A 23,452-nucleotide genomic window follows, 5' to 3' on the forward strand; every position below is an offset into this window, starting at 1 on the left:
CGAAACCGCCAGCCGCCGCGCGTTGCATCATTGTACTGAAAGCACCATCCTGCCAACAGAGTATGATAATGACATTATCATGTTCATCACATGATTCGACAGCCCCAGGATCCGGTGCAAGCAGCGTGCCCGTCACGCCATCCGCACCGGTTTTCCGCCTGTACCCGCGAATCCGCGACGATCGAGCGAAGCCCTTATGCCAGCGCAGTACTTTCGAACCCTGACGGGAAAACACCGCAGCGCGACCGCGAACCGCCAGCTCGGGTTTTCGCTCGCGTTCGTCGCCGGCGCGGCCAATGCCGGCGGCTTTCTCGCGGTCAAGCAATACACGTCGCACATGAGCGGCATCGTATCGGCGATCGCCGACCAGACGGCGCTCGGCGACGTGCGGCTCGCGCTCGCCGGCATCAGTTCGCTGGGGTCGTTCCTGATCGGCGCCAGTTGCTCGGCGATCCTCGTCAACTGGGGGCGCCGCCGCGGGCTGCACAGCCAGTTCATGCTGCCGCTGCTGGTCGAGGCCGCGCTGCTGTTGCTGTTCGGACTGCTCGGCAGCCATCTCGCGCTGTGGGAAACGTTCTTCGTGCCGGTGACCGTGACGCTGCTGTGCTTCATCATGGGGCTGCAGAACGCGACGATCACGAAGCTGTCCGGCGCGGAAATCCGCACGACGCACATCACCGGCATCGTGACCGATCTCGGCATCGAGCTCGGCAAGCTGTTCTACTGGAATCGGTCGGCCATCGACGTCGACGCGCATGCGGTGATCGCCAACCGTTCGAAACTGAGGATACACGCGACGATGCTCGCGTCGTTCTTCGTCGGCGGCCTGGCCGGCGCCATCGGCTTCAAGCACGTGGGCTACGTATCGACCGTGCCGCTCGCCGCGGTACTCGTCACGCTCGCGATCGTGCCGGTGCTCGACGACCTGTTCGCGCTGCTGCGCGCCAAGCGCTGATCGTGTGCCACGGGCGGCACTTGCGGCGCTTCCGGAGCTCGAGCCGAAAGCGCATCGATTATAATTTGATTAACATACTGATCACTCTCGCCCCGTCATGGAAACGAAAACCGCCCGCCTGACCGTCCTGATCGATCCCGCGAAGAAGGAAGCCTTCGAGATGCTCTGCGCGGAGCAGGATCTTACGCCGTCGCAAGTCGTGCGGCAGTTGATCCGCGAATATCTCGACCGGCACGGCGTCACGTACAAGACTCGCAGCGCGATCGGCAAGCGCGTGAAGTAAGCGCGGCCGCAAAGGCGCGCGGCGTCGGCGCGGTAGCCACGGCCGCCGCCACCCCCGTCACCATCACGCGCCGATCTCCCAACGTTCGTGCGATTGCGCACGCCACACCAGCCGCCGCGGATCGATGCCCTCGCCGTGCTTCATGCGCCTCGCGGTGGCGGCCAGCTTCAGTTCGCCCGCCTGCGGGCACGCAAGCGCCCGCTCCAGCAGGATACGCAGCGACGGCAGCCGGCTGCCGTCCTTCCATGCGAATGCAACGAAGTTGTTGTCGTCGCCGCACGGCACCAGCGCATACGACGAGCCGAATACCGATCGCAACTGCTCGAGGTGCTGCGGCAATGCCGGATCGTCGTCCATGAAGTTGATCGCGAGCACGCCGGCTTCGCTCAAGCGCGCGCGGCACGCATCGAGAAATGTGCCGCCCGTACAGCGGCCGCGCATACCGTCGGCGACGAATGCATCGTGCAGGATCACATCCGTGCGCACATCCGCCCGCTCCAGATGATCGGCGCCGTCGGCGCATACCACGCGAAAGCGCGCGTCGTCGGCAGGAATCCTGAACACGTCGCGCAGCGCGATCACGTCCGGATTGATCTCGACCGCGTCGATCGACGTGCCGGGCAGGTGGCGGTAGCAGTACTTCGCGAGCGACCCGCCGCCGAGCCCGAGCATGCAGATGTGCGCGGGCTCGGCCTGCAACAGCAGAAAGCCCATCATCACGCGCGTATAGCCGAGCGCGAGCCGCACCGGATCGCGCAGCGACATGAAGCTCTGGGTGCCGAGATGATCGAAGTGCAGCGAGACCGCGTGCTGCGTCTCCAGCACGAACGGCCGGCCATCGTTCAGCGGCGTCGCCAGGAACCTGACGAACGCGTCGTAGGAAGTTCGATCCTCGGCCATGTGCGGGTAATCGGCTGACAAGCAGCGGCTGAAAAAGCAGCGAATGAAAACGCGGATGCAACGGTCGCCTGGACCGTGCGCTCAGACCTTCTTCAGGTAGCACGCCTTCAGCATGAAGCCGCCCATGTCGGTCTTGCAGTCGACCTCGTGATCGCCGCCGACGAGCCGGATGCTCTTGACCTTGGTGCCCATCTTCAGCGTGATCGACGAACCCTTCACGCGCAAGTCCTTGATCAGCACGACCGAATCGCCGTCCGACAGCACGTTGCCGTTCGCGTCCTTGACGACGTCGCCCGCCGGTTCGTCGCCGGCCTCGGCGCCGGCGTCGGCCGACCATTCATGGCCGCAGTCCGCGCACACGGTCAGCGCGCCGTCCGGGTAAGTGTTTTCCATCGCGCATTGCGGGCAGGCAGGGGCGTTCATTGCGGCTTCCATTCGGGGAGGGGTTCGGGTCGATCGACGATGCCGGGCGAGCACGTTGCGCGCCCGGAGGCGCGGCGACTCGCTCCGCCGGCAGTGCGGCGGGCCGGCATCGGCGCACACGGCATTATAATGCAATTCACATGATCTGGCGGATGCATTATAATCGTCCACTTCCGACAATCCGCGAACTTGAATGCGCCTTCGCAGCGGATGTCGGCACGTTCGCGCCGAATGGCGCGCGCAATCCGCCCGGCCGGCGCCCCGCGACCCTGCGGGAAATCGTGACATGCCGGCCGCCCGATGTCCGCAACACGTGCGCAACCGTGCACCGTGCATGTCGTGCACCGCCCCGCCCACCTGTCCGGAGGCTTTCCAGCATCGTGGCAACCGTTGTGTACGTTGAAATCGGCCCCGCATGGAACCGCAATCGCGGCCGCGCCGCGCGCGACGCGGCGGTCGACGCGGCACGCCGTTTCGACAGCGACATCCAGCTGATCGCGAACGGGCACCGCAGCAACGCAAAAGACAGCGGCGCGATCGCGTCGCTGCAGGTTCACGGCGGCACGTCGGCGCAGGTGCTCGCCACCGGCCCCGACGAGGAAGCGGCGCTGCACGCGCTGCTGCCGTTGCTGCAAGCACGCTGACGCGTGCGCCGCCGATCCCGCGGCCACGCGCCGTCCATCCCGAAACGCCATTTCACGAGGAAGCGATGAACGAGACTCTCACGCCCAACACCCCCAACCTGTCGGCCTCCGCGATCTGGGCGCTCGAACGCCTCGCCGATGTTCGCTACGGCCGCGACGCGCCGGCGCTCGGCTGGTCGATCGCGCGGGAGCTCGTCAACGCCGGGTTCGTCAGCCATCCCGCGCACGGGCGCTCCGGCGCGTCGATCACGGCCGAAGGGCGCTCCTTTCTGAAAAGCCGCAAGTAACCCCTGCCACCGCCGAACCCCGGCCATCCGCGCGATGCGCATGCCTACCCCGATGCGGGCGGGGAATTGCGTCCGCATCGCCGTTTACGCGGTATCGTACGGGACCCAAGCGCGGCGCCCTGCGTCGCCGTCCTTTCCTCATGGAACGCCCGATGACAATCAGCGCCGTGCCACCCGTCTCGTCCCCGCCCGTTCTCGACACGCCACGCCTGATCCTCGAAGGCCACCCGCTCGGCGACTTCGACGCGCTCGCCGCGATGTGGGCGGAGCCCGGCGTCGTCGCGCACATCTTCAACGGCACGCCTTCCACGCCGCGCGACTCGTGGATGCGCATGCTCGCGTATCGCGGGCTGTGGCCGCTGCTCGGCTATGGGTACTGGGCGATTCGGGAAAAGGCGTCGGGCCGGTATGTCGGCGATCTCGGCTTCGCGGATTTCCACCGCAACATCGAGCCGTCGATTCGCGGCGTGCCGGAGGCCGGCTGGGCGCTGGCGACGTGGGCGCAAGGCAACGGCTATGCGACCGAGGCGCTCGCGGCCGCGCTCGCATGGCTCGACGCGCAGCAGCGATTCGAGCGCAGCGTGTGCCTGATCGCGCCGACCAACGTCGCGTCGATCCGGGTCGCGGAGAAAGCCGGTTACGGCGCGCCGCAGCGCATCCGCTTCAACGACGCGGAGTCGCTGATGTTTTCGCGCAAGCGTCGATAGGTTTGGCGAACCGGCGGGCGAGTCAGTCGGCGACCGGTTCGTAGCAATGCATGAAGAGGCCGTCGTCCATCGGCCAGCAGTTACCGCATTCGTCGCGCAGGATCCAGTCGCCCGGCTTCACCGAACGCCAGCCTTCCGGCGTCGCGACCGCCCACCCGCCGTGACGGCGCTCCACCCGTTCATGGTCGCCGTCCGCGAACCACCGCGTTGCATCGACGTGACCGGTGCGTTTCTTGAATTTCATTCCACCACCGAAGGAAGCGAGTCTTAGTGTCGCGTAGCCGCCGCGCCCGGATTGGGCAACCGCTGCTGCGCCCTCAGTGCGTTCGTTGCCAAGCGGGTTTCGTGCAACGCTTGCCAGCCCTCCGCGATGAGCGCCTCCAGCGTGTCGCGCGCGACCGTGGAAATCCTGACGTCCATCTCCTGCACCTTCATCAGCGCCGACACGACCGCGGCCGGTTGATTGGGTGCAAGCGCAACGATAAACGCCGAACGCATCTCGGCGGCCCGGACGGCCTCGTTCCAGTCGGCACGCGCCACCGCGGCTTCGATCGCGTGCGTGAGTGCATCGAGACGCTGGACGACTTGCAACGGCGTCATTTCGTTTCCCCGTGAATGATTCGTACTGTCCGCTTGCGGGCCCGTCGGGAGCCGGCGCGGCGTCGATTCGACCCACGCGCAGCCGGTTCCGCACCCGAGCAGCATGACGCGACGTGCCGTCGAAACCGGCCGTCGACGCGCTCGGGAACCAGCGGCGATCGCACGATGCGAGGCGCGTCAGTCAGGTTCGGGAATTGTAGGGAGCAGGATGCCGGGACGTCGGTAATATTTTGTAATGATATGTCGACTAACCTTGCCTGGCCTGGGTTCGGCCAGTGCGAACGACGTTCGCGACAGCGCATCGGCGCAAACGTTTTCGTCTGAAGGATGCCTGCTCGCGCATCGTCGCGAGCGCCGCGCCGGATCTCGCATCGACCCGTTTCGGCCGCGCGCGGCCCTGCCCCGCCCACCCCCTGCGTTTCACCCGGCAGCGGCGATTCCCCCATAGCTAAGCTCACCGAACGATTCAGAATTCACCACATTCCATTGGAATGTTGCGCAGTATCATCCACGTCGCTTCGGCTACGACGCGCTCGGACTGGGCCTGACCGCTCGCCACCTTCCCGTTTGCCCCTTCGTTTAGCGATGCCCATCCGAATCCTGCTCGTCGAAGACGACGTCCCGCTGTCCGCGCTGATCGCCGATTACCTGCGCAAGCATCATTACCTGGTGGATACGCTGTTCGACGGCGCCGGCGCGGTGCCGGCGATCGTCGCGAGCCACCCCGACCTCGTGCTGCTCGACGTCAATCTGCCGGGCAAGGACGGCTTCGAGATCTGCCGCGAGGCGCGCATGCACTACGACGGCATCGTGATCATGGTGACGGGCCGCGACGAACCGTTCGACGAATTGCTCGGCCTGGAACTCGGCGCGGACGACTTTCTCCGCAAGCCGGTCGAGCCGCGCCTGCTGCTCGCGCGGATCAAGGCGCAGTTGCGGCGTACGCGCGCGCCGACGGGCGACCCCGTGCCGGATTCGCCGCAGCGATACGTGTTCGGCAAGTTCTCCATCGACCGGACCGACCGCCGCGTGCATCTTCCTGACGGCAGCATGCCGCGCCTGACGTCGACCGAATTCGACCTGCTGTGGGCGCTCGCGTGCCGCGCCGGCGAGGTGGTCAGCCGGGAAGACCTGACGCTGCTGCTGCGCGGCATCGCGTTCGACGGCCTCGATCGCTCGATCGACGGCCGCATCTCGAAGCTGCGCCGCAAGCTGCGCGACGATGCGAACGAACCGAAACGGATCAAGACCATCCGCTCGAAGGGCTATCAGTTCAGCAAGCACGCGTGGGATTGAGGCCGCGCGTGAGCGGACGAGCTGCGTAGCGCGCGGCCCGCGATGCTCGGCGCGCGCTCGGGGCTACTGCGCCCGTGCCGTACCGGTATCCGTATCCGGTCCAGCCTGCCATCCACCGCCGAGCGCCTTGTACAGCGCGACGAGATCGGTCGTCGTCTGCAACGCGCCCTGCTCGGCCTGCTGCCGGCCCTCCGACCATTGCCGCTCGGCGTCCAGTACGTCGAGGAACGGCGACAAGCCCTTCCGGTATCGATCGCGCGCGAGGTCCAGCGCGCCCTGTTCGGCCCGCACCGCGTCGTCGAGCGCGGCCGCGCGCGCCTGGTCGGTGCGGTACACGGCCAGCGCATTGTCGACGTCGCGCAGCGCGACGAGCACGGCTTGCCGGTAAGCGAGCGCCGCTTCGGCCTGGCGCGCCTGCGACAGCCGCAGGTTCGACACGAGCTGCCCGCCGGAGAAGATCGGCAGCGATACGGCCGGCCCGAACGCATAGAACAGGTGCGACCAGTGCGCGAGTTCGCGCACGTGCGATGCGCGCAGGCCGACCTGCCCGGTCAACGAGATGTCCGGATAGAACTGCGCGACCGCGACGCCGACGTCGGCGGTGGCCGCGTGCAGCTCGGCCTCCGCGCGACGGATGTCGGGGCGTCGGCGCGCGAGTGTCGACGGCAGGCCGACCGGCACGGTCGGCGGCACGTCCGGCAACGCGCGCGGCGCGTCGAGCCAGTCGTCGAGCGCGCCCGGCGCGCCGCCGGCCAGATACGCGAGACCGTTGCGCAGCAGCACGATCTGCTGGTCGAACTGCGGCAGTTGCGCGCGGATCTGCGCGAGCCGGGCCTCGGCGCTGCGCACGTCGAGATCGCTCGCGAGACCGTGCGCGGCCTGCTCGCGCGTCAGGTCGACCAGTTCGCGCTGCGCGCGTTGCAGGTCGTCGGCCAGCGCGCGTTGCGCTTGCGCGCCCCGCAGTTGCAGATAGGTCTGCGCGACTTCGGCCTCGAGCGACAGCAGCGCATCGTCGCGGCCCGCGACCGCCGCGCGCGTCTGCGCGCCGGCCGCTTCGACCGAGCGGCGCACGCGCCCGAACAGGTCCAGCTCCCACGATGCGTCGAACCCGGCCTGCCACAGGTTGACCGGCGATTCGAGCGCATCGAGCGCGCCGCGCGCGCCTTGCTGCATGCTCTCGCCGGTGCCCGGCCCGAACCGGTCGAGCGGCGAGCCCGGCGCGCCGAGACGATCGACGCGCTGGTCGATACCCTGCTCCTCGACGATGCCTTTCAGGCCGAGCTGCTCGCGCTGGTAGCTCGCGTTCGCGCGCACGTCCGGCAAGCCCTGTGCGGCAGCGGCCCGCACCTGCGCGCGCGCCTGCACGATGCGCAGCACGGCGGCCTGCACGTCGAGGTTGTCGTGCGCCGCGCGCTCGACGAGCTGGTCGAGCAGTGGATCGCCAAACGCGCGCCACCAGCGCGGATCGGGATCGGCGTCGACCGTCGGCGACGACCGTGCGGCGACGCCGGACGCGGGGGCGGCCGCCTGCCCGTCCGCCCGCATCGCATGCCAGGTGTCCGGGACGTCCGCTTGCGGCGGCTGGTAGTCGGGTCCGACGGTGCAGCCCGCGACGATCGCGCATCCCGCGAATAGCGTCACCGCGCGGCACACGATGGGGCGAATCAGGTGGCGGCGACGATTGTTCCGATGCATGCGCATGTCAATGCCCTCCCGCGCCGCCAGCGGCCTTCGCCGGCGAGAACAGGAACGTCAGCGGAATGCTGAACGCGCAAAACACCGCGAGGATCGCGAACACGTCGATATACGCGAGGATCGTCGCCTGCGCGATGAACGTCTCGTACAGCCGCCCGGTGGCCGTCTGCAGCGCGGATGACGGCGGCGCACCCGTCAACGCGCCCACCGCGCGCGCGTTCTCCTGCAGCGCATCCTGGAAGTTCTGCGACAGCGTCGACATGTGCGTGGACAGATGCGCCATGCGCGCCTGCGTGCGCTCCCGGATCAGCGCGGTCGACACCGAGATGCCGATCGAGCCCGCGACGTTGCGGAACATCGTGAACAGCGCGGACGCGTCGTCGTTGAGCCGCTGCGGCACGGTCAGGTACGCGAGCGTCGTGATCGGCACGAACATGAAGCCGATCGCGAGCGACTGCGCGCAGCGGATCATCATCAGGTGCGTGTAGTCGATGTCCGGCACCAGCGTGCGCGAATAGATCAGCGAAACGCACAGCAGCACGAAGCCGAACCCGACCAGATAGCGCGTCTGCACGTGCGGCATCAGCCGGCTCACGAGCGGAATCTCGAGCGTGATCAGCAGCGCGCCGGGCGACAGCACGAGCCCCGCGAGCGTCGCCGTGTAGCCGAGCCGCTGCTGCGCGAGCTGCGGCACGATCACCGCGCTGCCGTACAGCACGGCCGCGAACGTCGCGATCGTCACGCAGCCGAGCGCGAAATTGCGGTCGCGCAGGCACGACAAGTCGACCACCGGCTTCTTCGTGCGCAGCAGCCACAGCGTCGCGCCGACCAGCCCGAGCGCGGACAGCACGGCGAAGACGCGGATGAAGTTGGAGCCGAACCAGTCCTCGTCCTCGCCGCGATCGAGCATCACCTGCAGGCAGCCGAGCCCGATCGCGATCAGCCCGATGCCGATGTAGTCGATGGAAATCCCGCGTTCGGCGCCGCGCCGCCACGGCGGATCCTCGACGAGCTGCATCACCGCGAGCACGGTCAGCGCGCCGATCGGCACGTTGAGCAGGAACACCCAGCGCCACGAGAAATGGTCGGTGATCCAGCCGCCGAGCGTCGGCCCGAGCACCGGCGCGACGACGATCGCGATCGCCGAGATCGAGAACGCGCGGTTGCGCTGCGCGGGCGGGAACGTATCGAGGATGATCGACTGCTGGTTCGGCTGCAGCCCGCCGCCGAACAGCCCCTGCAGCACGCGGAACACGATCAGTTCGCCGAGGTTGGTCGCGACGCCGCACAGGAACGAGCACACGGTGAACGCGGCGATGCACAGCAGGAAGTAGCGCTTGCGGCCGAGCAGGCGTCCGAGGAACCCCGAGATCGGCAGCACGATGCCGTTCGCGACCAGATACGACGTGAGCGTCCAGGTCGCCTCGTCGTAGCTCGCCGACATCGTGCCGGCGATGTGCGGCAGCGCGACGTTGACGATCGTCGTGTCGAGCACCTCCATGAACGCGGCGAGCGTGACGACGATCGCGATGAGCCACGGGTTCGCGGCGGGACGCCACGTGCCATCGGATGCGCCGCTGCGCTCGGGTGGCCGGTTCATCGGCGGGCCTCGTCAGGCAAGAACGGCATGCGGGTATCGGGCATCGGATCGCTCCGGTCGCGGCACGGCGGCCGGTCATTTCAGGTGGACGGTCGGCACGGCCGACAGGCCGAGACCGAGCGGCGGACGGTTCGGCAGCGGGCCGTCGAGCACGATCTTCACCGGCACGCGCTGCACGATCTTCACGAAATTGCCGGTCGCGTTCTCGGTCGGGAATGCGGAGAAGCGCGAGCCGCTGCCGAGCTGGATGCTGTCGACGTGGCCGTGCAGATCGAGATCGGGATACGCGTCGACCGACACGTCGACGCGGTCGCCGACGCGCATCCGCTCGAGCTGCGACTCCTTGAAATTCGCGGTGATCCACACGCGCGGCGTGACGATCGAGAAGATCGACGTGCCCGCTTGCAGGAACGAGCCCAGTTGCACGTTGCGCCGCGTGACCCAGCCGTCGGACGGCGCACGCATCTCGCAGTACGACAGGTTCAGGTTGGCCGTCTCGAGCTGCGCGCGCGCCTGCAGCACCTGCTGGCGGCGCTCCTCGACGGCCGTCTCGGCCTGCCGGATCTGCTGCGGCACGAGGCTCGCGGTGCGCGCCTGCGCCTGGGCCATCGCGACGTTCGCGTCGGCGGTCGCGCGCTGCGCGTCGGCCGCGTCGATCGCCTGCTGCGAGGTTGCACGCGCATCGACCGCGCGCTGCCGTGCCTGCGCGGCGAGCGCCTGCCGGTACGCGGCTTCCGCGGATTCGATCTGCGCGCGCGCCTGCCGGTACTGGGCCGGATACTGCACGCGCGCGATGTCGAGCTGCACGCGCGCCGCATCGAGCTGCGCCTGCGCGAGACCGCGCTGCGCCTGCGCGGCGTCGACCTGTGCGCGGTAGTCGCGCGGATCGATCTCGACGAGCACGTCGCCGCGCCGCACGAACGTGTTGTCGTCGACCGCCAGCCGCGTCACGTAGCCGGACACGTGCGGCGCGACCGCGACCGCGTTGCCGTCGGTGTACGCATCGTCGGTGCTTTCCTGGTTGCGCGTCGCGAACCACCACACGAGCCCGCCGACGAGCAGCACGAACACCACCGCGCCGAGGATGATCAGCGGCTTCTTGCCGGGCCGCTTGCGTTCGCCTTCGCCGTTGTTGCCATCTCCGTCGCCGCCGGTGCGGCCGCCGCGATCGTCGTGCGGATGGTGGTCGCCGCCACCGCCGCCCGGCGCGTCGGTTGGCCGCTCGCCGTTGCCGCCCGGCGCGGCGCCCGGGCCGCCGGCGCCGGACTGGCCGTCGCCCGCCCGCGCGACGGCGGGCGGCCGGCGCTCGAACGCCGGCCACGGCACGCGCAGCGGCGTCGACGGTACGACGCCGGCCATCGCCGGCGCAAGCGCGTCCGGCGCGCCGGCGCCGTCCCGTCCGGGCGTCGACGCGCGCCGGAACGCGACGCCGAATCGCTGACGAACGGATAACGGGCACAAGATCGCATCGGGCATGAAACGGAGCTCCAGGCGGCGGGCGCGGGCGTCATTGCCCGCGCCGACCTCAAGCGCGCGATCAAGCAAACAGCGGGCCCGGCAACGGGCTGCGTTCGACCGCGGCACGCCCGATGCGCGCTGCGTACGCTTCAACCGCCCCGACAGGACGCTCGAACCATGACACGCTCGACCTCACTCGACACCGACACACGCGACGAAGATCGCGGCGACAGCACGCCCGGCCCCGAGGGCAAGCGCCGCGGCACGACCACGCCGCCGCCACGCAGCGCGCACGACCCCGCCGAAGGCAAGCCGGCCGGGAAGGAAAACGGCACGTCGCCGCATCGTCCGCCATCCGGCGAACACGGCCGCACGTGATCGCCGCGCCTCGCGCGGCCCGCCCGCCGTCCCGAAGGGGCCGCACCGGACGGCGGCAGAAATGACAAGCCGTTGAAAATTCGCGGGCGACGATCGACGCGTTCGCCCGAATCGTCCACACGCCGCCCCGCGCGACGGCGACGCAGGAACGCACGTTGCGGCACAGGCGCATGGATCTTTCAATCACCCACCCCCTGCCCTGCATGACGCTACGCGACCCGTCCGATTTCCCCGTCCGCGCGGTGCCGCTCGCGCCGCTGGCGAAGGAACGCGCCACGATCGTCTGCGTTCGCAACCGGCGCGTGCTGCTGGTCGCGCGCGGGCGATCGTCGCGCTGGACGCTGCCGGGCGGCGTGATCCGGCGCGGCGAATCGGCACTCGACGCCGCGCATCGCGAGCTTCGGGAGGAAACGGGACTTGTCGATCTCGAACTCGCGTATTTCTTCTACGTGGACGGCAGCGTGAAGCGCCATCACGTGTTCGTCGCGAGTCTGCCGCGCGGCGCGCACGCGTGCCCGGGCCGCGAAATCGCGCTGTGCCGCTGGGTCGGCATCGACGCGGTATCGCACTGGCCGGCGAGCGCGCCGACCCAGCGCATCATCCGTCAGTTCGCGGGCCTGTGCATCGCCAGCGGCTTGCAACCGGACGCGGTCACGCGCCTTTCGTCGTCTCGTTGAGCCCGGCGGCCGGCGACTGCGGATCGCGCGCGAGCCCTTGCGCGAAGACTTTCAGCCCTTCGAGCAGCGGCGTCAACGCATCCCACAGCGCCGCGTCGTGCAGCAGGCGATAGATGCCGCGCACGCCGGGCGCGACATGCTCGTGCTGCGCCGGCTGCCACGCGCCGACGTGATGCAGCGCGTCGGCCGCCGCGAACGCGGCGCGACCGAACTGTTCCGGCGGAATGCGCGACAGCGCCGTCACCAGCATCGCGAGATTCTGCATGCCGCTCTGCATGCCGGGCTTGTCGAGCGCGTCGACGAACGTGTCGGCGAGTCGCGCGTTCGCGCTGACGACCTCGTTCGCGAAGCGCAGGAAGCCGTGCCGATGCAGGCTGCCGAGCAGGTGTTCGAGCGCGTCGTGCGCGCCGGGCTCCGGATGCGGGGGCGTCGTATCGGGGGGCTGGCGGTCGGTCATGGGCTTGCTCCGGTTGAGGCGCCAGGCTGCCGCCGTACCGGCAGCCGTGCGTGCGCCGAATGCGTGTCGTACTCGTTCGCCGGCCCCCCGCCAGTGCGGGCAGCCGCGGCCGCGTCAGTGCGAATGACCGTCGGGCGACGCCTTGTATTCGCTGCGCGCGCCCATCGCGTCCTCGACGTGATGCACGCCGTGCAGCGCGGCGACGCCGTCGATCAGCGCCTGCCGTTCGGCCTCCTCGACCTGTCCGGTCAGGCACACGTTGCCGTGCTCGACGCTGACGTCGATGTCGCGCGGGCGACCGACGAGCCGGCCGAGCGCCGCACGCACGCGCTCGGCGACCTGCACGTCGTTCGCATCGCCCGCGAGCCAGTCGGCCCGCAGGCCGGCGATCGCGCCGCGCGCATGGTCGGCCGCACGCTTCACCTGCGTATTCGCGTAATCGGTGACGCCGTGCCGGCCCGCGGCCGCCTTGTCGCGCAGATAAGCGCGACGACGCCGGCCGGACGACGGATCGAGGAAGTACATCGCGGCCGCCCCGCAGGCGACGGCCACCGCAATATTCAACAGCGGATTCGAAGGAGTTCTGGAGTTCATGGAAGCACCATACGCAATACCCGGAACGACCGGGCTTCGTCTCGGTGTGCAGCACGTGCCGTTCCCCGCTGCAGGCAGCGCGTGCACGCGGTCGCGCCGCGACGCGGCGCCGGAAACGACAAGCGTTTGAAAAATCATCGGGCCGCGCATCGCTCGACCGGGAGACCGGAAGATCGGGAGATCCGACGATCAGGATTCGGACGGCGCGTCGGCCGTTTCCGCGCGCTTCCCGCCCGGCTCGTCCTCGCCGCGCTCGGCCGCGCGCTGCGCCATCTCGACGTAGGTCTGCGCCAACGCGCGCAATTCCTCCTCGGACGCATCCTCGATCCCGATCAGCCGGTCGCTCGCCGCGCGCGTGACCGCGAGCAGCTCGTCGAGCTTCAGATGCAACGCCACGCTGTCGCGGTTCTGGTTGCGCTGCAACAGGAACACCATCAGGAACGTGATGATCGTGGTGCCGGTATTGATCACGAGCTGCCACGCGTCGGAGTAGTGAAACAGCGGCCCGCTGACGAGCCACAGCACGGTGATGGCGACCGCGCTGCCGAATGCCACCGGCGAGCCGGCCCAGGTGGTCACGCCCGACGCAAAGCGTTCGAACGCGCGGGTGACGGTGTTCCCGGCCGGCCGGGAACCGGCGCCGGGCTCGCACGCCTTGTCGCGACGGCCGCTCGGGGGTTCGTGGGGTTCGCGCATGAAAGCCTCCGGATTCGATCGTTTGTTTGAATGCGCGCATGAGCCGCCTTGCCGCCCGCCGCGAACCGGTCGCAAGCTGGGGACTTGGGGTTCGGTCCCGTGTGCGCGCCGTCGAGACAAGCATCGCGCGTGCCCGGCCGCACGGCCCGCGCGGGGTTTACTGCGGCGTGTGCGTGTCCTCGTCGTCCGGGAAATAGCGCGTGTCGGTCAGTTGCGCGATGCCGTCGAGATCCGGAAAGATCGTCGCGATGCTCACGCCGACGCCGGCCAACTCCTGCCGGATCGTCGCGAACCGGCCGCCCGGCACGACGATCCGCATCAGGCGGCCGGCGAGGTCCGCGTCCTCGTCGAGCGGCACGAAGCGCTCGCCACGCGGGTCATAACGGTGGATCGTGAACCAGCCGTCCTGCGCGGTGATCCTCGGCATCACGTGACGCGGCCGGAACACCTTGGTGCGCGTGACCTCCAGCGGCGCGCGCCGTTCGGCGGCGGTCGCGATGTCGTCGGCGTCGTGCGACAGGCACCACACCACGCCGTCGCCGCCCGATTCGCTCGCGCGCCTGACCGCGAACCACAGCGCGGCCAGCGCGTTGCCGGACCAGTCGAGCAGGCGCGTGCGCATCCCGTGCTGCTGCGCGAGCGCGAGCCAGTCGCACGCATCGAGGTTCTGTCCGGGTTCGAGATGCGGCAGCGCGCGCCGCGTGAATTCGTCGAGCATCCGCGCTTCGACGTCGGGCGACGCGCGCTGCCGCGCAATACCCGGCACGAGCGGCCAGCCCGCGTTGCACTGGCCGCGAAACAGCCGCAGCGCCATCGTCTGCCGCTGCGCGCCGATCACGGCCATGTAGTCGGCCACGCTGTCGATCGCGCGATCTTCGGCCGCACGCTTATCGTCCATGCATCGTGCCTCCTGCCGCGGCTGCCCGTGCGCGCGGCCATTGCGTCGGCGCGGGTCCGGGATCGGCGCTTGCATCGCCGCTCGCCGGCCGCGGAACGGCCGGGACGGCCGGCTGCGTATCGCCCTGCGTATCTCCGTGTCGCATCGCGGTTCACCGCGTCGTGCCGTGCTCCCTCTGCCAGCGCTCCATCAGCGCGATCTCGTCGCGCTGCGCGGCGACGATCCGGCTCGCGAGCTGACGCAGCGTCGGGTCCTTGCCGTATTTGAGCTCGACCTGCGCCATGTCGATCGCGCCCTGATGATGCGGCGCCATGTGCGCGACGAAATCGCGGTCGGCGTCGCCCGTGTATGGCGCGCTATCCATCGCTTCCATCATCTTGCGGTCGGCGCGCTTGAACGCCTGCGTGGACGTGTCGGGCACGCTGGCGGGATTGGGAGGACGCAACTGTGCCGCCACGGGCAGCGCCGCTGCGCACGCGGCCAGCAACGCGCAGGCTGCACCGCGGCGTATGAACGAACGGTTGAATGCAGACATGTGACGATTCCTCGACAAGAAAGTGAACGGTTCGCGTGCGGCATCCTCGCTCGTCAGCACACGTCGTATCGGCGACAGGCGGGCAACCGATGTGCCCGACGCACGCAGCGCGGCACGTGCCTTGCGCGGCCGCCTCGCATCGGCTCATCCGGGACCAAGGAGAAACGGCATGGCGACAGTGGCGGATTTCATCGTCGAGCGGCTGTACGACTGGGGCGTGCGCCGCATCTACGGCTACCCGGGCGACGGCATTAACGGATTTTTCGGCGCGCTGAACCGCGCGGACGGCAAGATCGAATTCATCCAGGCGCGCCACGAGGAGATGGCGGCCTTCATGGCGTCCGCGCATGCAAAATTTACAGGCGAGCTCGGCGTATGCGTCGCGACGTCGGGCCCGGGCGCCGCGCACCTCGTGACGGGCCTCTACGACGCGCGGCTCGACCACATGCCGGTGCTCGCGATCGTCGGCCAGCAGGCGCGCGCGGCACTCGGCGGCCACTACCAGCAGGAAGTGGATCTTCCGGCGCTTTTCAAGGACGTTGCAGGCGCATTCGTTCAGCTTGCGACGGTGCCGGGCCAGGTGCGCCATCTGGTGGACCGCGCGGTGCGCACCGCGCTCGGCGCGCGCGCGGTCACCGCGCTCGTGCTGCCGAACGACCTGCAGGAACTCGACTACGCGCCGCCGAAACGCGCGCACGGCACCGTGCATTCGGGGGTCGGCTATACCGCGCCGAAAGTCGTGCCGTATGCGGACGACCTGCGACGCGCGGCCGACGTGCTCAACGCGGGCTCGAAAGTCGCGCTGCTGGTCGGCGCCGGCGCGCTGAAGGCGACCGACGAAGTGATCGCGGTAGCAGACAAGCTCGGCGCGGGCGCCGCGAAAGCACTGCTCGGCAAGGCCGCGCTGCCGGACGACCTGCCGTGGGTCACCGGCTCGATCGGGCTGCTCGGCACCAAGCCGAGCTACGCGCTGATGACCGAATGCGACACGCTGCTGGTCGTCGGCTCCGGTTTTCCGTATTCGGAATTCCTGCCGAAGGAAGGCCAGGCGCGCGGCGTGCAGATCGACCTGAAGGCCGACATGCTGAGCCTGCGCTACCCGATGGAAGTCAATCTGGTCGGCGACAGCGCCGAGACGCTGCGCGCGCTGCTGCCGCTCTTGAACGAGCGGCGCGACACCACGTGGCGCGACCGGATCGCGAAATGGAACCGCGACTGGCACGACACGCTCGCGGCGCGCGCGGCCGCGAAGGCGAGCGCCGGGCGCGGCGTGAATCCGCAGCGCGCGTTTACCGAGCTGTCGCCGCGCCTGCCCGACGACGTGATCCTGACGAGCGATTCGGGCTCCTGCGCGAACTGGTATGCGCGCGACCTGATGATGCGGCGCGGGATGATGGGCTCGCTGTCCGGCGGGCTCGCGTCGATGGGCGCCGCGGTGCCCTACGCGATCGCCGCGAAATTCGCGCATCCGGTGCGCCCGGTGATCGCGATGGTCGGCGACGGCGCGATGCAGATGAACAACATGGCCGAGCTGATTACCGTCGCGAAATACTGGCGCCAGTGGCCCGATCCGCGCTGGATCTGCATGGTGCTGAACAACGAGGACCTGAACCAGGTCACGTGGGAGCAGCGCGTGATGGAAGGCGACCCGAAGTTCGACGCGTCGCAGCAGATCCCGAACGTGCCGTACTACCGCTTCGCGACGCTGCTCGGCCTCAAGGGTATCTACGTCGACGATCCGGAACAGCTCGGCGCCGCGTGGGACGAAGCGCTCGCGTCCGACCGGCCGGTCGTGCTCGAAGTGAAGAGCGACCCGGAGGTGCCGCCGCTGCCGCCGCACGTGACGCTGCAGCAGGCGAAGCATTTCGCCGAAACGCTGGTGAGGGGCGACCCGCGCGAGGGCAACGTGATCGTCGAGACCGCGCGGCAGGTGTTGTCGGCCGTGCTGCCGGGCGACCACGGCGACAAGGCCGACAAGGCCGACAAGGCCGGCAAGGGCAGCAAGGACGGGAAAGGCGAATCGTAAGGCCGCGGGACGGCGCGACGTTCACGGTCGGTTCTGGCGTTTTGCGATGATGGCCGGCACGCCGCCGCTGTCGCTGTCGCGCCGTTCCGGAACTTGATCCGCACAGCAAACGACCTTCCGCCCGCCACACGCGCGCGTAAAAACGCGTCACTCGATTTACAAGCCGGCTGTGACGTACCGGCCGTTGCGCGCGGCATTCCGCACCCCCGCACGACTGCATACGTGCGAGCCGCGCGCGCACGAAACTTGCTCTGCCGCGAACGGTTGTCGTCACGCCGCCGAATGCGGCAAGGAGTCGCGTTGCTCGTCCCGCTGTCCAGGAACACGCGTCATATCGCATGCATCGCACCGTTCGCTTGGGCGGCCGCGCCGATCGTCGCGCGCGCGGCCGCCGAGCGTGCCGAGCCCGGCAATCCGGCCGCGCCGCTGCCGCTCGCGTACGTGATCCACGCGGCAGGCCCCGCCGCGCAGCCGGTCTTCGTGCTCGGCTGGGCGCTGCTCGCGCTGTGCTCGTTCGTGTGCGTCGCGATCGCGGTGCTGCTGCTGATCGCGCTGTTTCGTCGTCGCGCGCAGGCGGGCGGCGGCTACGGCAGCGGGCTGACGATCGTGACCGTGGGCACCGTGATCTCGATCCTGCTGCTGTTCGGCGCGCTCGTGTACATGCTGCGCGTGCTGGGCGCGATCGCGGCGCCGCCGCGTCCGCCCGCGCTGACGATCGTCGTCACCGCGCAAGACTGGTGGTGGGCCGTTCGTTATCCGGACGATGCGAACGGCCCGGGCTTCGTCACCGCGAACGAAATCCGTATTCCGGTGGGCGAGCCCGTCGCGATCGAACTGAAGAGCGCCGACGTGATCCATGCGTTCTGGGTGCCGCAACTCGCCGGCAAGACGCAGACGATTCCCGGCCAGACCAACCGCCAATGGCTGCAGGCCGACCGGCCGGGCATCTACCGCGGCCAATGCTCGCAATACTGCGGCGCGCAGCATGCGCACATGGCGTTCGAAGTCGCGGCCGAGCCGCCGGACGCGTTTCGTGCGTGGCTCGCCGCGCAGCGCCAACCGGCCCAGGCACCCACGGCGAGCGCCGGCGCCGAACGACGCGGCCAGCGCGTGTTCGCCGCGCGCTGCGCGGGCTGCCACGCGGTGCGCGGCACCGACGCGACGGGCGACGCGGGCCCCGATCTCACGCACGTCGGCACGCGCCGGCTGCTCGCGGCCGGCACGCTCGACAACACGCCGGACAACCTGCGCCGCTGGATCGCGCATGCGCAGCAAATCAAGCCGCAATCGCTGATGCCGTCGATCGCGCTCGCGCCGCGCGACGCCGACGATCTCTCCGCGTATCTCGCGACGCTGAACTGAACCGAGGATGCCGATGGCCATTGCCCGCGACACGCCCGCCCCGCTCAGCCGCGTACCCGATCTCGGCGACGCGCCGCCCGGCTCCGCGCACGAGCGCGCGCTGGCCGAGCTGTGGGAATCGGAACCCGGCTGGCGCGGCTGGCTCGGCACCGTCGATCACAAGCGCATCGGGCTGCGCTACATCGTCACCGCGTTCGCATTCCTGCTGCTCGGCGGCGTCGAGGCGCTCCTGATGCGCATCCAGCTCGCGCGGCCGAACGCGACGCTGCTCACGCCCGCGCAATACGATTCGCTGTTCACGATGCACGGCGTCACGATGATCTTCCTGTACGCGCTGCCCGTGCTGTCCGGCTTCGCGAACTATCTGTGGCCGCTGATGCTCGGCTCCCGCGACATGGCGTTTCCGCGGCTGAACGCGTTCTCGTACTGGGCGTTCCTGTTCGCCGGGCTGTTCCTGTACGCGAGCTTTCCGCTCGGCGCGGTGCCGGACGGCGGCTGGTTCAACTACGTGCCGCTCACGTCGCTCGACTACAGCGCCGGCGCGAACATCGACATCTACGCGCTCGGGATGATCCTGCTCGGCATCTCGACGACCGGCGGCGCCGCGAACTTCGTCGTCACGCTGCTGCGGATGCGCGCGCACGGCATGTCGATCGACCGGGTGCCGATCATCGTGTGGGGCACGCTGACCGCGTCGGTCGCGAACCTCGTCGCGGTGCCGTCGGTGAGCCTCGCGTTCCTGCTGCTGTGGCTCGACCGCAATGCCGGCACGCATTTCTTCGACGTCGCGCACGGCGGCCGTCCGCTGTTGTGGCAGCACCTGTTCTGGATGTTCGCGCATCCGTGGGTCTACGTGGTCGTGCTGCCGGCAATGGGGATCGTGTCGGACGCGCTGCCGACCTTCTGCCGACGCCCGCTCGTCGCATACGAGGCCGTCGCGGTATCGACGGTGGCGACGATGCTGATCGGCTTCGAGGTGTGGGTGCACCACATGTTCGCGACGGGCATCGCGCCGCTCGCGCTCGCGTTCTTCGGCGCCGCGAGCATGCTGATCTCGATTCCGAGCGCGGTCGCGGTGTTCGCATGGATCGCGACGATCTGGACCGGCCGCCCCGTGTTTCGCACGCCGTTCCTGTATTTCGCGGGCTTCGTGCTGATGTTCGTGATCGGCGGCGTGTCCGGCGTGATGACCGCGGCCGTGCCGCTCGACTGGCAGCTCACCGATACGTACTTCGTCGTCGCGCACCTGCACTACGTGCTACTCGGCATCAACGTGTTTCCGGTGCTCGGCGGCGTCGCGTACTGGTTCCCGAAATTCACCGGGCGGATGATGAACGAGCGCTTCGGCAAGCTGACCTTCTGGGTCGTGCTGGTCGGCTTCAATCTCGGGTTCTTCCCGATGCATATTTCCGGGCTGCTCGGGATGCCGCGCCGCATCTATACCTATCCGTCCGGGATGGGCTGGGACACGTCGAACCTGCTGACGACGATCGGCTCGTTCGTGTTCGGGATCGGCATCGTGATGTTCGTCGTCAACGCGCTGGTGAGCGCGCGGCGCGGCATGCGCGCCAGCGAGAATCCGTGGGGCGCGGCAGGCCTCGAATGGTCGGTCGCGTCGCCGACGCCCGTGTACAACTTCGCGGTGCTGCCGCTCGTCGCGTCGCGGCATCCGCTGTGGGAAACGCGCGACGATCCGGCGCGCACCAGCCTGCGGGTCGGCTACCGGCTCGCCGATGGGCGCGAGGCGCTCGCGGTCACGCCGCTCGCCGCCGCGCCGAGCGCGATCCTGAAGATGCCCGAAGACAGCTGCATGCCGTTCGTGCTCGCGCTGCTCGCGACCGCCGTGTTCGCGGCGATGCTCGCGCGCTCGCCGACGCTCGTGTGCGTGGCAGTCGCCGGTTGCGCGATCGCGACCGCCGCGTGGCTGTGGCCGCGCCGCGAACTCGGACAACGCGCGCGCCTGCCGGTCCGCGCCGACACGCAGGCGCCTGCCGCGGCCGCCGGGCGTCATCCGGACGAGCCGCCGTCGGCGACGGCGCCGGCAGCCGCGCCGGCCGCGTGCATCGAGCCGCTGCCGGTCGGCAGTTGCGGCGAACGCGCGGGCGGCTGGTGGGGCATGCTCACGCTGATCGTGACCGAGGCCGGGCTGTTCGGCTACCTGCTGTTCTGCTACTTCTACCTGCAGTCGCAGTGGTCCGCACCGTGGCCGCCCGAAGGGATGCCGAAGATCGGGCTCGCGGCCGCCAACACGGTCGTGCTGCTGTCGAGCAGCGTGTTCGTGTGGCTCGCCGAGCGCGCGGTGCGGGCCGACCGGCAGGCGCGCGCGGTCGCGCTGCTCGTCGTCGCGCTCGTGCTCGGCACCGTGTTCGCGCTGGTTCAGTTGCACGAATGGCGCGATCACCCGTACGGCCCGACCGCGCACCTGTACGGCAGCCTCTACTTCACGATCACCGGGTTCCACCTCGCGCACGTCGTGGCCGGTCTCGCGATCCTCGCGCTGCTCGCCGCGTGGACGGCCGCCGGTTTCTTCGGCCGCGAGCGACGCGTCGCGTTGACGGTCGGCGGGCTCTACTGGCACTTCGTCGACATCGTGTGGCTGTTCATCTTCACCGCGCTGTATGTGTCGCCGTTCTGGCTGAGGAGCACGGGATGAGCGATGCACGACGCGCGTGGACACCGTTGCTCGCGATCGCGGCCGGCCTCGTCGGCGCGCCCGCGCTGTGGTTCGCGCAAATGCTGGTGTCGGAGACGCTCGCGTCCACCGCGTGCTATCCGCTCGGTGTCGCGCAGGCCGCGCCGCGCTGGGCGCACGTCGGCGTGTGGCTCGCGCTGATCGCCGCGGGCGCGTTCGCGCTGGCCGCGGCCTGCGCGACCTGGCTCGCGCACGCGTGGCGGCACCGGCACGATGCCGATGCGCGTGCCGCGACGCGCGACGGCAGTACGCGCTTTCTCGCACGCTGCGGCATGCTCGCGGCGCTCGGTTTCGTGATCGGTCTAGTGTTTACGGGGATCGTCACCGCTTTCGTGGGGCCTTGCAGTCCATGGCGCTGATCCCGTTCGCTTCGTTTCCGTTCCCGTTCCGAGTTCTGGGCCACCGCGCGGGTGTCGCGTTTGCGGTATGCATCGCGCTCTGCGGATGCGACATGCAGCGCGACGACAACGCGGCCGCGGCCGGCGACACGGCCGACGCCGCGTCGGCGGCGGAAGCGCCCGAGCCCGCATCGGGCTGGCGGTTCGTGCGGATTCGCGCGTCGGCGGCCGATGCCGGCGCGTCGATGTCCGCTCGCGTGAAGGACGACCGTCGGCTGTCACGCGACCGGGACGCGTCAGTGGCGGATGCGACATCGTCCGCGGCGCCCACTCCGCCGCCCGATGCTGCGTCTGCCTCGACTGCCCGCCGCCCGATAATCGCCGCGGCGGCCGCGAGCGCCGACGCCGCGACGCGCGCACGCGGCCGCTATCTCGCGCTCGCCGGCGATTGCGCCGCGTGCCACGACGCGGCCGACCATACGCCGTACGCAGGCGGCCAGCCGGTGCATTCGCCGTTCGGGCCGATCTATGCGCCGAACATCACGCCGGACCCGACGCACGGCATAGGCCACTACACGCTACGGCAATTCGACGATGCGATGCGGCGCGGCGTGCGCGCGGACGGCAGCCGGTTGTATCCGGCCATGCCGTACCCGTCGTTCGCGCACCTGAGCGACGACGACGTGCGCGCGCTGTATGCGTATTTCATGCGCGGCGTCGCGCCGTCCGCGAATACGGCGAAACTCACGCAACTGCCGTTTCCGTTCAACCAGCGCTGGGCGCTCGGGCTGTGGAGCCTCGTGTTCGCGAACCGCGACCGGTTCACGCCGCAGCCGTCGCAATCGGCGCAATGGAATCGCGGCGCGTATCTCGTACAGGGGCTCGGCCATTGCGGCGCGTGCCATACGCCGCGCGGGCCGGCCTACAACGAACGCGGCTACGACGAACGCAGCCCCGCGTTCCTGACCGGCGGCATCAACGACCACTGGTTCGCGCCGAACCTGACCGGTGCGGTTCCGGACGGCCTCGGCCGGTGGTCGGCCGACGACATCGCCGCGTTCCTGCGCAGCGGTCATGCGGCGCGCGGCGCGGTGTTCGGCGCGATGGCGCCGGTCGTCGGCGAAAGCACGGCGTTGCTGACGGAGGACGATCGTCGTGCGATCGCCGTGTACCTCAAGTCGTTGCCTGCGCAACCGACTGCCGCGACGAATCCGCTGGGCGTGGGCGTGCCGCGGCTGACGGTTGCCGGCCCGCGTCCGGAAGGCGGTCAGCAAGCGCCGGGGGCCGGCGTGTATGCGGAGTTCTGTGCACGCTGCCATGGCGCCGAAGGTAAAGGCGTACCCGATCACGGGCCGGCGCTCGCGGGCAGCTCGATCGTGCTCGCGGCCGATCCGACGAGCACGATCCGGATCGTGGTCGAAGGTGCGCGGCCCGCGCCTGGCAAGCCGGGGCCGGTGCAGCGGATGCCGGCGATGCGCGGCGCGCTGACGAGCGGCGAGATCGCGGCGGTGGTCAGCTACGTGCGCGGGGCGTGGGGGAATCGGGCGGCGCCGGTGTCGGAGCAGGATGTGAGGCGGTTGCGGGGGGCGATCAAGCGGTAGCGGCGTGCTGCTCGCGGGGCTTCCCCTGCGATGCCGGCCGGATCAATGCGGACCGACCCGGCACGAATGTTTCAGCCCGGCCCTGACGATATCAGCCGTGGGCCGCCGCGGTAGAGCGCTTCACGCTTCACACCGGACTCGCGCGCCAGCGCCATCATGCCGCGCGCCTTCGCGACGTTCCCGAGCGCGGCCTGGATCAATCGAGGATCCCCATCTTCGAACGCCTGCGCCAGGTAGTGACGAATCGCTTCTTCGTCCTTCAGGTACTTCGAGCCATCGAATTCGGCCAGTTCGCTGATTTTCATCTTCAGTCCTCCAGTGCTGATCGCGGCGCTGCCGACCGGGTCGAA

Annotated in this window: 25 protein-coding genes and 1 pseudogene; 13 read left to right on the forward strand and 13 right to left on the reverse strand. The window is 69.4% G+C overall.

Annotation, left to right across the window (positions count from 1 at the left end):
- Nucleotides 1-196 precede the first annotated feature (196 nt).
- Together KR541_RS33405 and KR541_RS33410 are read left to right on the forward strand one after the other, a co-directional pair.
- Complete coding sequence (locus KR541_RS33405; RefSeq protein WP_089490379.1) at nucleotides 197-955, forward strand: YoaK family protein; 759 nt, start codon at nucleotides 197-199, stop codon at nucleotides 953-955.
- A 97-nt stretch (nucleotides 956-1,052) separates the two neighbouring features.
- Nucleotides 1,053-1,238: a ribbon-helix-helix protein, CopG family gene (locus KR541_RS33410; RefSeq protein WP_006489181.1), complete on the forward strand. Its 186-nt coding sequence runs from the start codon at nucleotides 1,053-1,055 to the stop codon at nucleotides 1,236-1,238.
- A gap of 63 nt (nucleotides 1,239-1,301) precedes the next feature.
- On the opposite strand, the gene KR541_RS33415 is transcribed toward KR541_RS33410, so the two are convergent.
- Entirely contained in the window at nucleotides 1,302-2,138 is an 837-nt protein-coding gene (locus KR541_RS33415; protein WP_050017813.1) for a spermine/spermidine synthase domain-containing protein, read from the reverse strand.
- An 81-nt stretch (nucleotides 2,139-2,219) separates the two neighbouring features.
- Nucleotides 2,220-2,573, reverse strand: a complete 354-nt coding sequence (locus tag KR541_RS33420) for a zinc ribbon domain-containing protein YjdM (RefSeq protein WP_006498247.1) — start codon at nucleotides 2,571-2,573, stop codon at nucleotides 2,220-2,222.
- A gap of 368 nt (nucleotides 2,574-2,941) precedes the next feature.
- Between KR541_RS33420 and KR541_RS33425 the strand changes: the two genes are divergently transcribed.
- The 3 genes from KR541_RS33425 (at nucleotide 2,942) to KR541_RS33435 (ending at nucleotide 4,199) form a co-directional block, all read left to right on the forward strand.
- Complete coding sequence (locus KR541_RS33425; RefSeq protein WP_252996710.1) at nucleotides 2,942-3,205, forward strand: HPr family phosphocarrier protein; 264 nt, start codon at nucleotides 2,942-2,944, stop codon at nucleotides 3,203-3,205.
- A 65-nt stretch (nucleotides 3,206-3,270) separates the two neighbouring features.
- On the forward strand, nucleotides 3,271-3,492 hold the full coding sequence (locus KR541_RS33430) for a hypothetical protein (protein ID WP_050017811.1): 222 nt from the start codon (nucleotides 3,271-3,273) through the stop codon (nucleotides 3,490-3,492).
- Between the two features lie 140 nt (nucleotides 3,493-3,632).
- Nucleotides 3,633-4,199, forward strand: coding sequence for a GNAT family N-acetyltransferase (locus tag KR541_RS33435; protein ID WP_050017810.1), 567 nt, complete (start codon nucleotides 3,633-3,635; stop codon nucleotides 4,197-4,199).
- Nucleotides 4,200-4,221: 22 nt separating this feature from the next.
- Here KR541_RS33435 and KR541_RS33440 read toward each other — a convergent pair whose 3' ends face one another.
- Complete coding sequence (locus KR541_RS33440; protein WP_050017809.1) at nucleotides 4,222-4,443, reverse strand: hypothetical protein; 222 nt, start codon at nucleotides 4,441-4,443, stop codon at nucleotides 4,222-4,224.
- A gap of 23 nt (nucleotides 4,444-4,466) precedes the next feature.
- Nucleotides 4,467-4,799 (reverse strand): hypothetical protein, encoded by a 333-nt coding sequence (locus KR541_RS33445; RefSeq protein ID WP_216090114.1) that lies wholly within the window; start codon nucleotides 4,797-4,799, stop codon nucleotides 4,467-4,469.
- Nucleotides 4,800-5,384: 585 nt separating this feature from the next.
- On the opposite strand from KR541_RS33445, the gene KR541_RS33450 reads away from it, so the two are divergent.
- Nucleotides 5,385-6,095: a response regulator gene (locus tag KR541_RS33450; protein WP_050017807.1), complete on the forward strand. Its 711-nt coding sequence runs from the start codon at nucleotides 5,385-5,387 to the stop codon at nucleotides 6,093-6,095.
- Nucleotides 6,096-6,158: 63 nt separating this feature from the next.
- Here the strand turns inward: KR541_RS33450 and KR541_RS33455 are convergent, their stop codons facing one another.
- From KR541_RS33455 to KR541_RS33465, 3 genes are all read right to left on the reverse strand, one after another.
- Nucleotides 6,159-7,796, reverse strand: coding sequence for an efflux transporter outer membrane subunit (locus tag KR541_RS33455; protein ID WP_089490377.1), 1,638 nt, complete (start codon nucleotides 7,794-7,796; stop codon nucleotides 6,159-6,161).
- Nucleotide 7,797: 1 nt separating this feature from the next.
- Nucleotides 7,798-9,390, reverse strand: coding sequence for a DHA2 family efflux MFS transporter permease subunit (locus tag KR541_RS33460; RefSeq protein WP_050017806.1), 1,593 nt, complete (start codon nucleotides 9,388-9,390; stop codon nucleotides 7,798-7,800).
- Nucleotides 9,391-9,465: 75 nt separating this feature from the next.
- A complete protein-coding gene (locus KR541_RS33465) occupies nucleotides 9,466-10,866 on the reverse strand; it encodes an HlyD family secretion protein (RefSeq protein WP_124630975.1) in 1,401 nt (466 codons plus the stop codon).
- Between the two features lie 159 nt (nucleotides 10,867-11,025).
- On the opposite strand from KR541_RS33465, the gene KR541_RS33470 reads away from it, so the two are divergent.
- Nucleotides 11,026-11,226: a hypothetical protein gene (locus tag KR541_RS33470; RefSeq protein ID WP_089490375.1), complete on the forward strand. Its 201-nt coding sequence runs from the start codon at nucleotides 11,026-11,028 to the stop codon at nucleotides 11,224-11,226.
- Nucleotides 11,227-11,429: 203 nt separating this feature from the next.
- Nucleotides 11,430-11,903 (forward strand): NUDIX hydrolase, encoded by a 474-nt coding sequence (locus KR541_RS33475; protein ID WP_216090115.1) that lies wholly within the window; start codon nucleotides 11,430-11,432, stop codon nucleotides 11,901-11,903.
- Here the strand turns inward: KR541_RS33475 and KR541_RS33480 are convergent.
- The 5 genes from KR541_RS33480 to copM form a co-directional block, all read right to left on the reverse strand.
- Nucleotides 11,878-12,360 carry a DUF1641 domain-containing protein gene (locus KR541_RS33480; protein ID WP_176016231.1) on the reverse strand — a complete coding sequence of 161 codons (483 nt, stop codon included), beginning with the start codon at nucleotides 12,358-12,360 and terminating at the stop codon, nucleotides 11,878-11,880. The genes KR541_RS33475 and KR541_RS33480 overlap by 26 nt on opposite strands.
- Nucleotides 12,361-12,474: 114 nt before the next feature.
- The gene (locus KR541_RS33485) at nucleotides 12,475-12,954 is read right to left on the reverse strand and encodes a BON domain-containing protein (RefSeq protein ID WP_050013925.1); all 480 of its coding nucleotides are present in this window, start codon (nucleotides 12,952-12,954) and stop codon (nucleotides 12,475-12,477) included.
- 189 nt (nucleotides 12,955-13,143) lie between these two features.
- Complete coding sequence (locus KR541_RS33490) at nucleotides 13,144-13,650, reverse strand: low affinity iron permease family protein (RefSeq protein WP_176016230.1); 507 nt, start codon at nucleotides 13,648-13,650, stop codon at nucleotides 13,144-13,146.
- A gap of 157 nt (nucleotides 13,651-13,807) precedes the next feature.
- Nucleotides 13,808-14,548 (reverse strand): FRG domain-containing protein, encoded by a 741-nt coding sequence (locus KR541_RS33495; RefSeq protein ID WP_050013927.1) that lies wholly within the window; start codon nucleotides 14,546-14,548, stop codon nucleotides 13,808-13,810.
- Between the two features lie 151 nt (nucleotides 14,549-14,699).
- The gene (gene copM, locus KR541_RS33500; RefSeq protein ID WP_050013928.1) at nucleotides 14,700-15,083 is read right to left on the reverse strand and encodes a CopM family metallochaperone; all 384 of its coding nucleotides are present in this window, start codon (nucleotides 15,081-15,083) and stop codon (nucleotides 14,700-14,702) included.
- A 169-nt stretch (nucleotides 15,084-15,252) separates the two neighbouring features.
- On the opposite strand from copM, the gene KR541_RS33505 reads away from it, so the two are divergent.
- The 5 genes from KR541_RS33505 (at nucleotide 15,253) to KR541_RS33525 (ending at nucleotide 23,102) form a co-directional block, all read left to right on the forward strand.
- The gene (locus KR541_RS33505; RefSeq protein ID WP_216090116.1) at nucleotides 15,253-17,109 is read left to right on the forward strand and encodes a thiamine pyrophosphate-requiring protein; all 1,857 of its coding nucleotides are present in this window, start codon (nucleotides 15,253-15,255) and stop codon (nucleotides 17,107-17,109) included.
- Between the two features lie 300 nt (nucleotides 17,110-17,409).
- Nucleotides 17,410-18,471 (forward strand): cytochrome c oxidase subunit II, encoded by a 1,062-nt coding sequence (gene coxB / locus KR541_RS33510; protein WP_216090117.1) that lies wholly within the window; start codon nucleotides 17,410-17,412, stop codon nucleotides 18,469-18,471.
- A gap of 13 nt (nucleotides 18,472-18,484) precedes the next feature.
- Nucleotides 18,485-21,124 (forward strand): cytochrome c oxidase subunit I, encoded by a 2,640-nt coding sequence (gene ctaD, locus KR541_RS33515; protein ID WP_216090118.1) that lies wholly within the window; start codon nucleotides 18,485-18,487, stop codon nucleotides 21,122-21,124.
- A complete protein-coding gene (locus tag KR541_RS33520) occupies nucleotides 21,121-21,522 on the forward strand; it encodes a hypothetical protein (protein ID WP_050013932.1) in 402 nt (133 codons plus the stop codon). The genes ctaD and KR541_RS33520 overlap by 4 nt, the downstream gene beginning before the upstream one ends.
- Nucleotides 21,513-23,102 (forward strand): c-type cytochrome, encoded by a 1,590-nt coding sequence (locus KR541_RS33525; protein WP_216090119.1) that lies wholly within the window; start codon nucleotides 21,513-21,515, stop codon nucleotides 23,100-23,102. Before KR541_RS33520 ends, KR541_RS33525 begins: the two co-directional genes overlap by 10 nt.
- Before the next feature lie 107 nt (nucleotides 23,103-23,209).
- On the opposite strand, the pseudogene KR541_RS33530 reads toward KR541_RS33525, so the two are convergent.
- A pseudogene (locus tag KR541_RS33530) lies at nucleotides 23,210-23,407 on the reverse strand (addiction module antidote protein); the annotation flags it as partial.
- Nucleotides 23,408-23,452: the final 45 nt, after the last annotated feature.

The organism is Burkholderia sola (assembly GCF_905400185.1).
Taxonomy (GTDB): Bacteria; Pseudomonadota; Gammaproteobacteria; order Burkholderiales; family Burkholderiaceae; genus Burkholderia; species Burkholderia sola.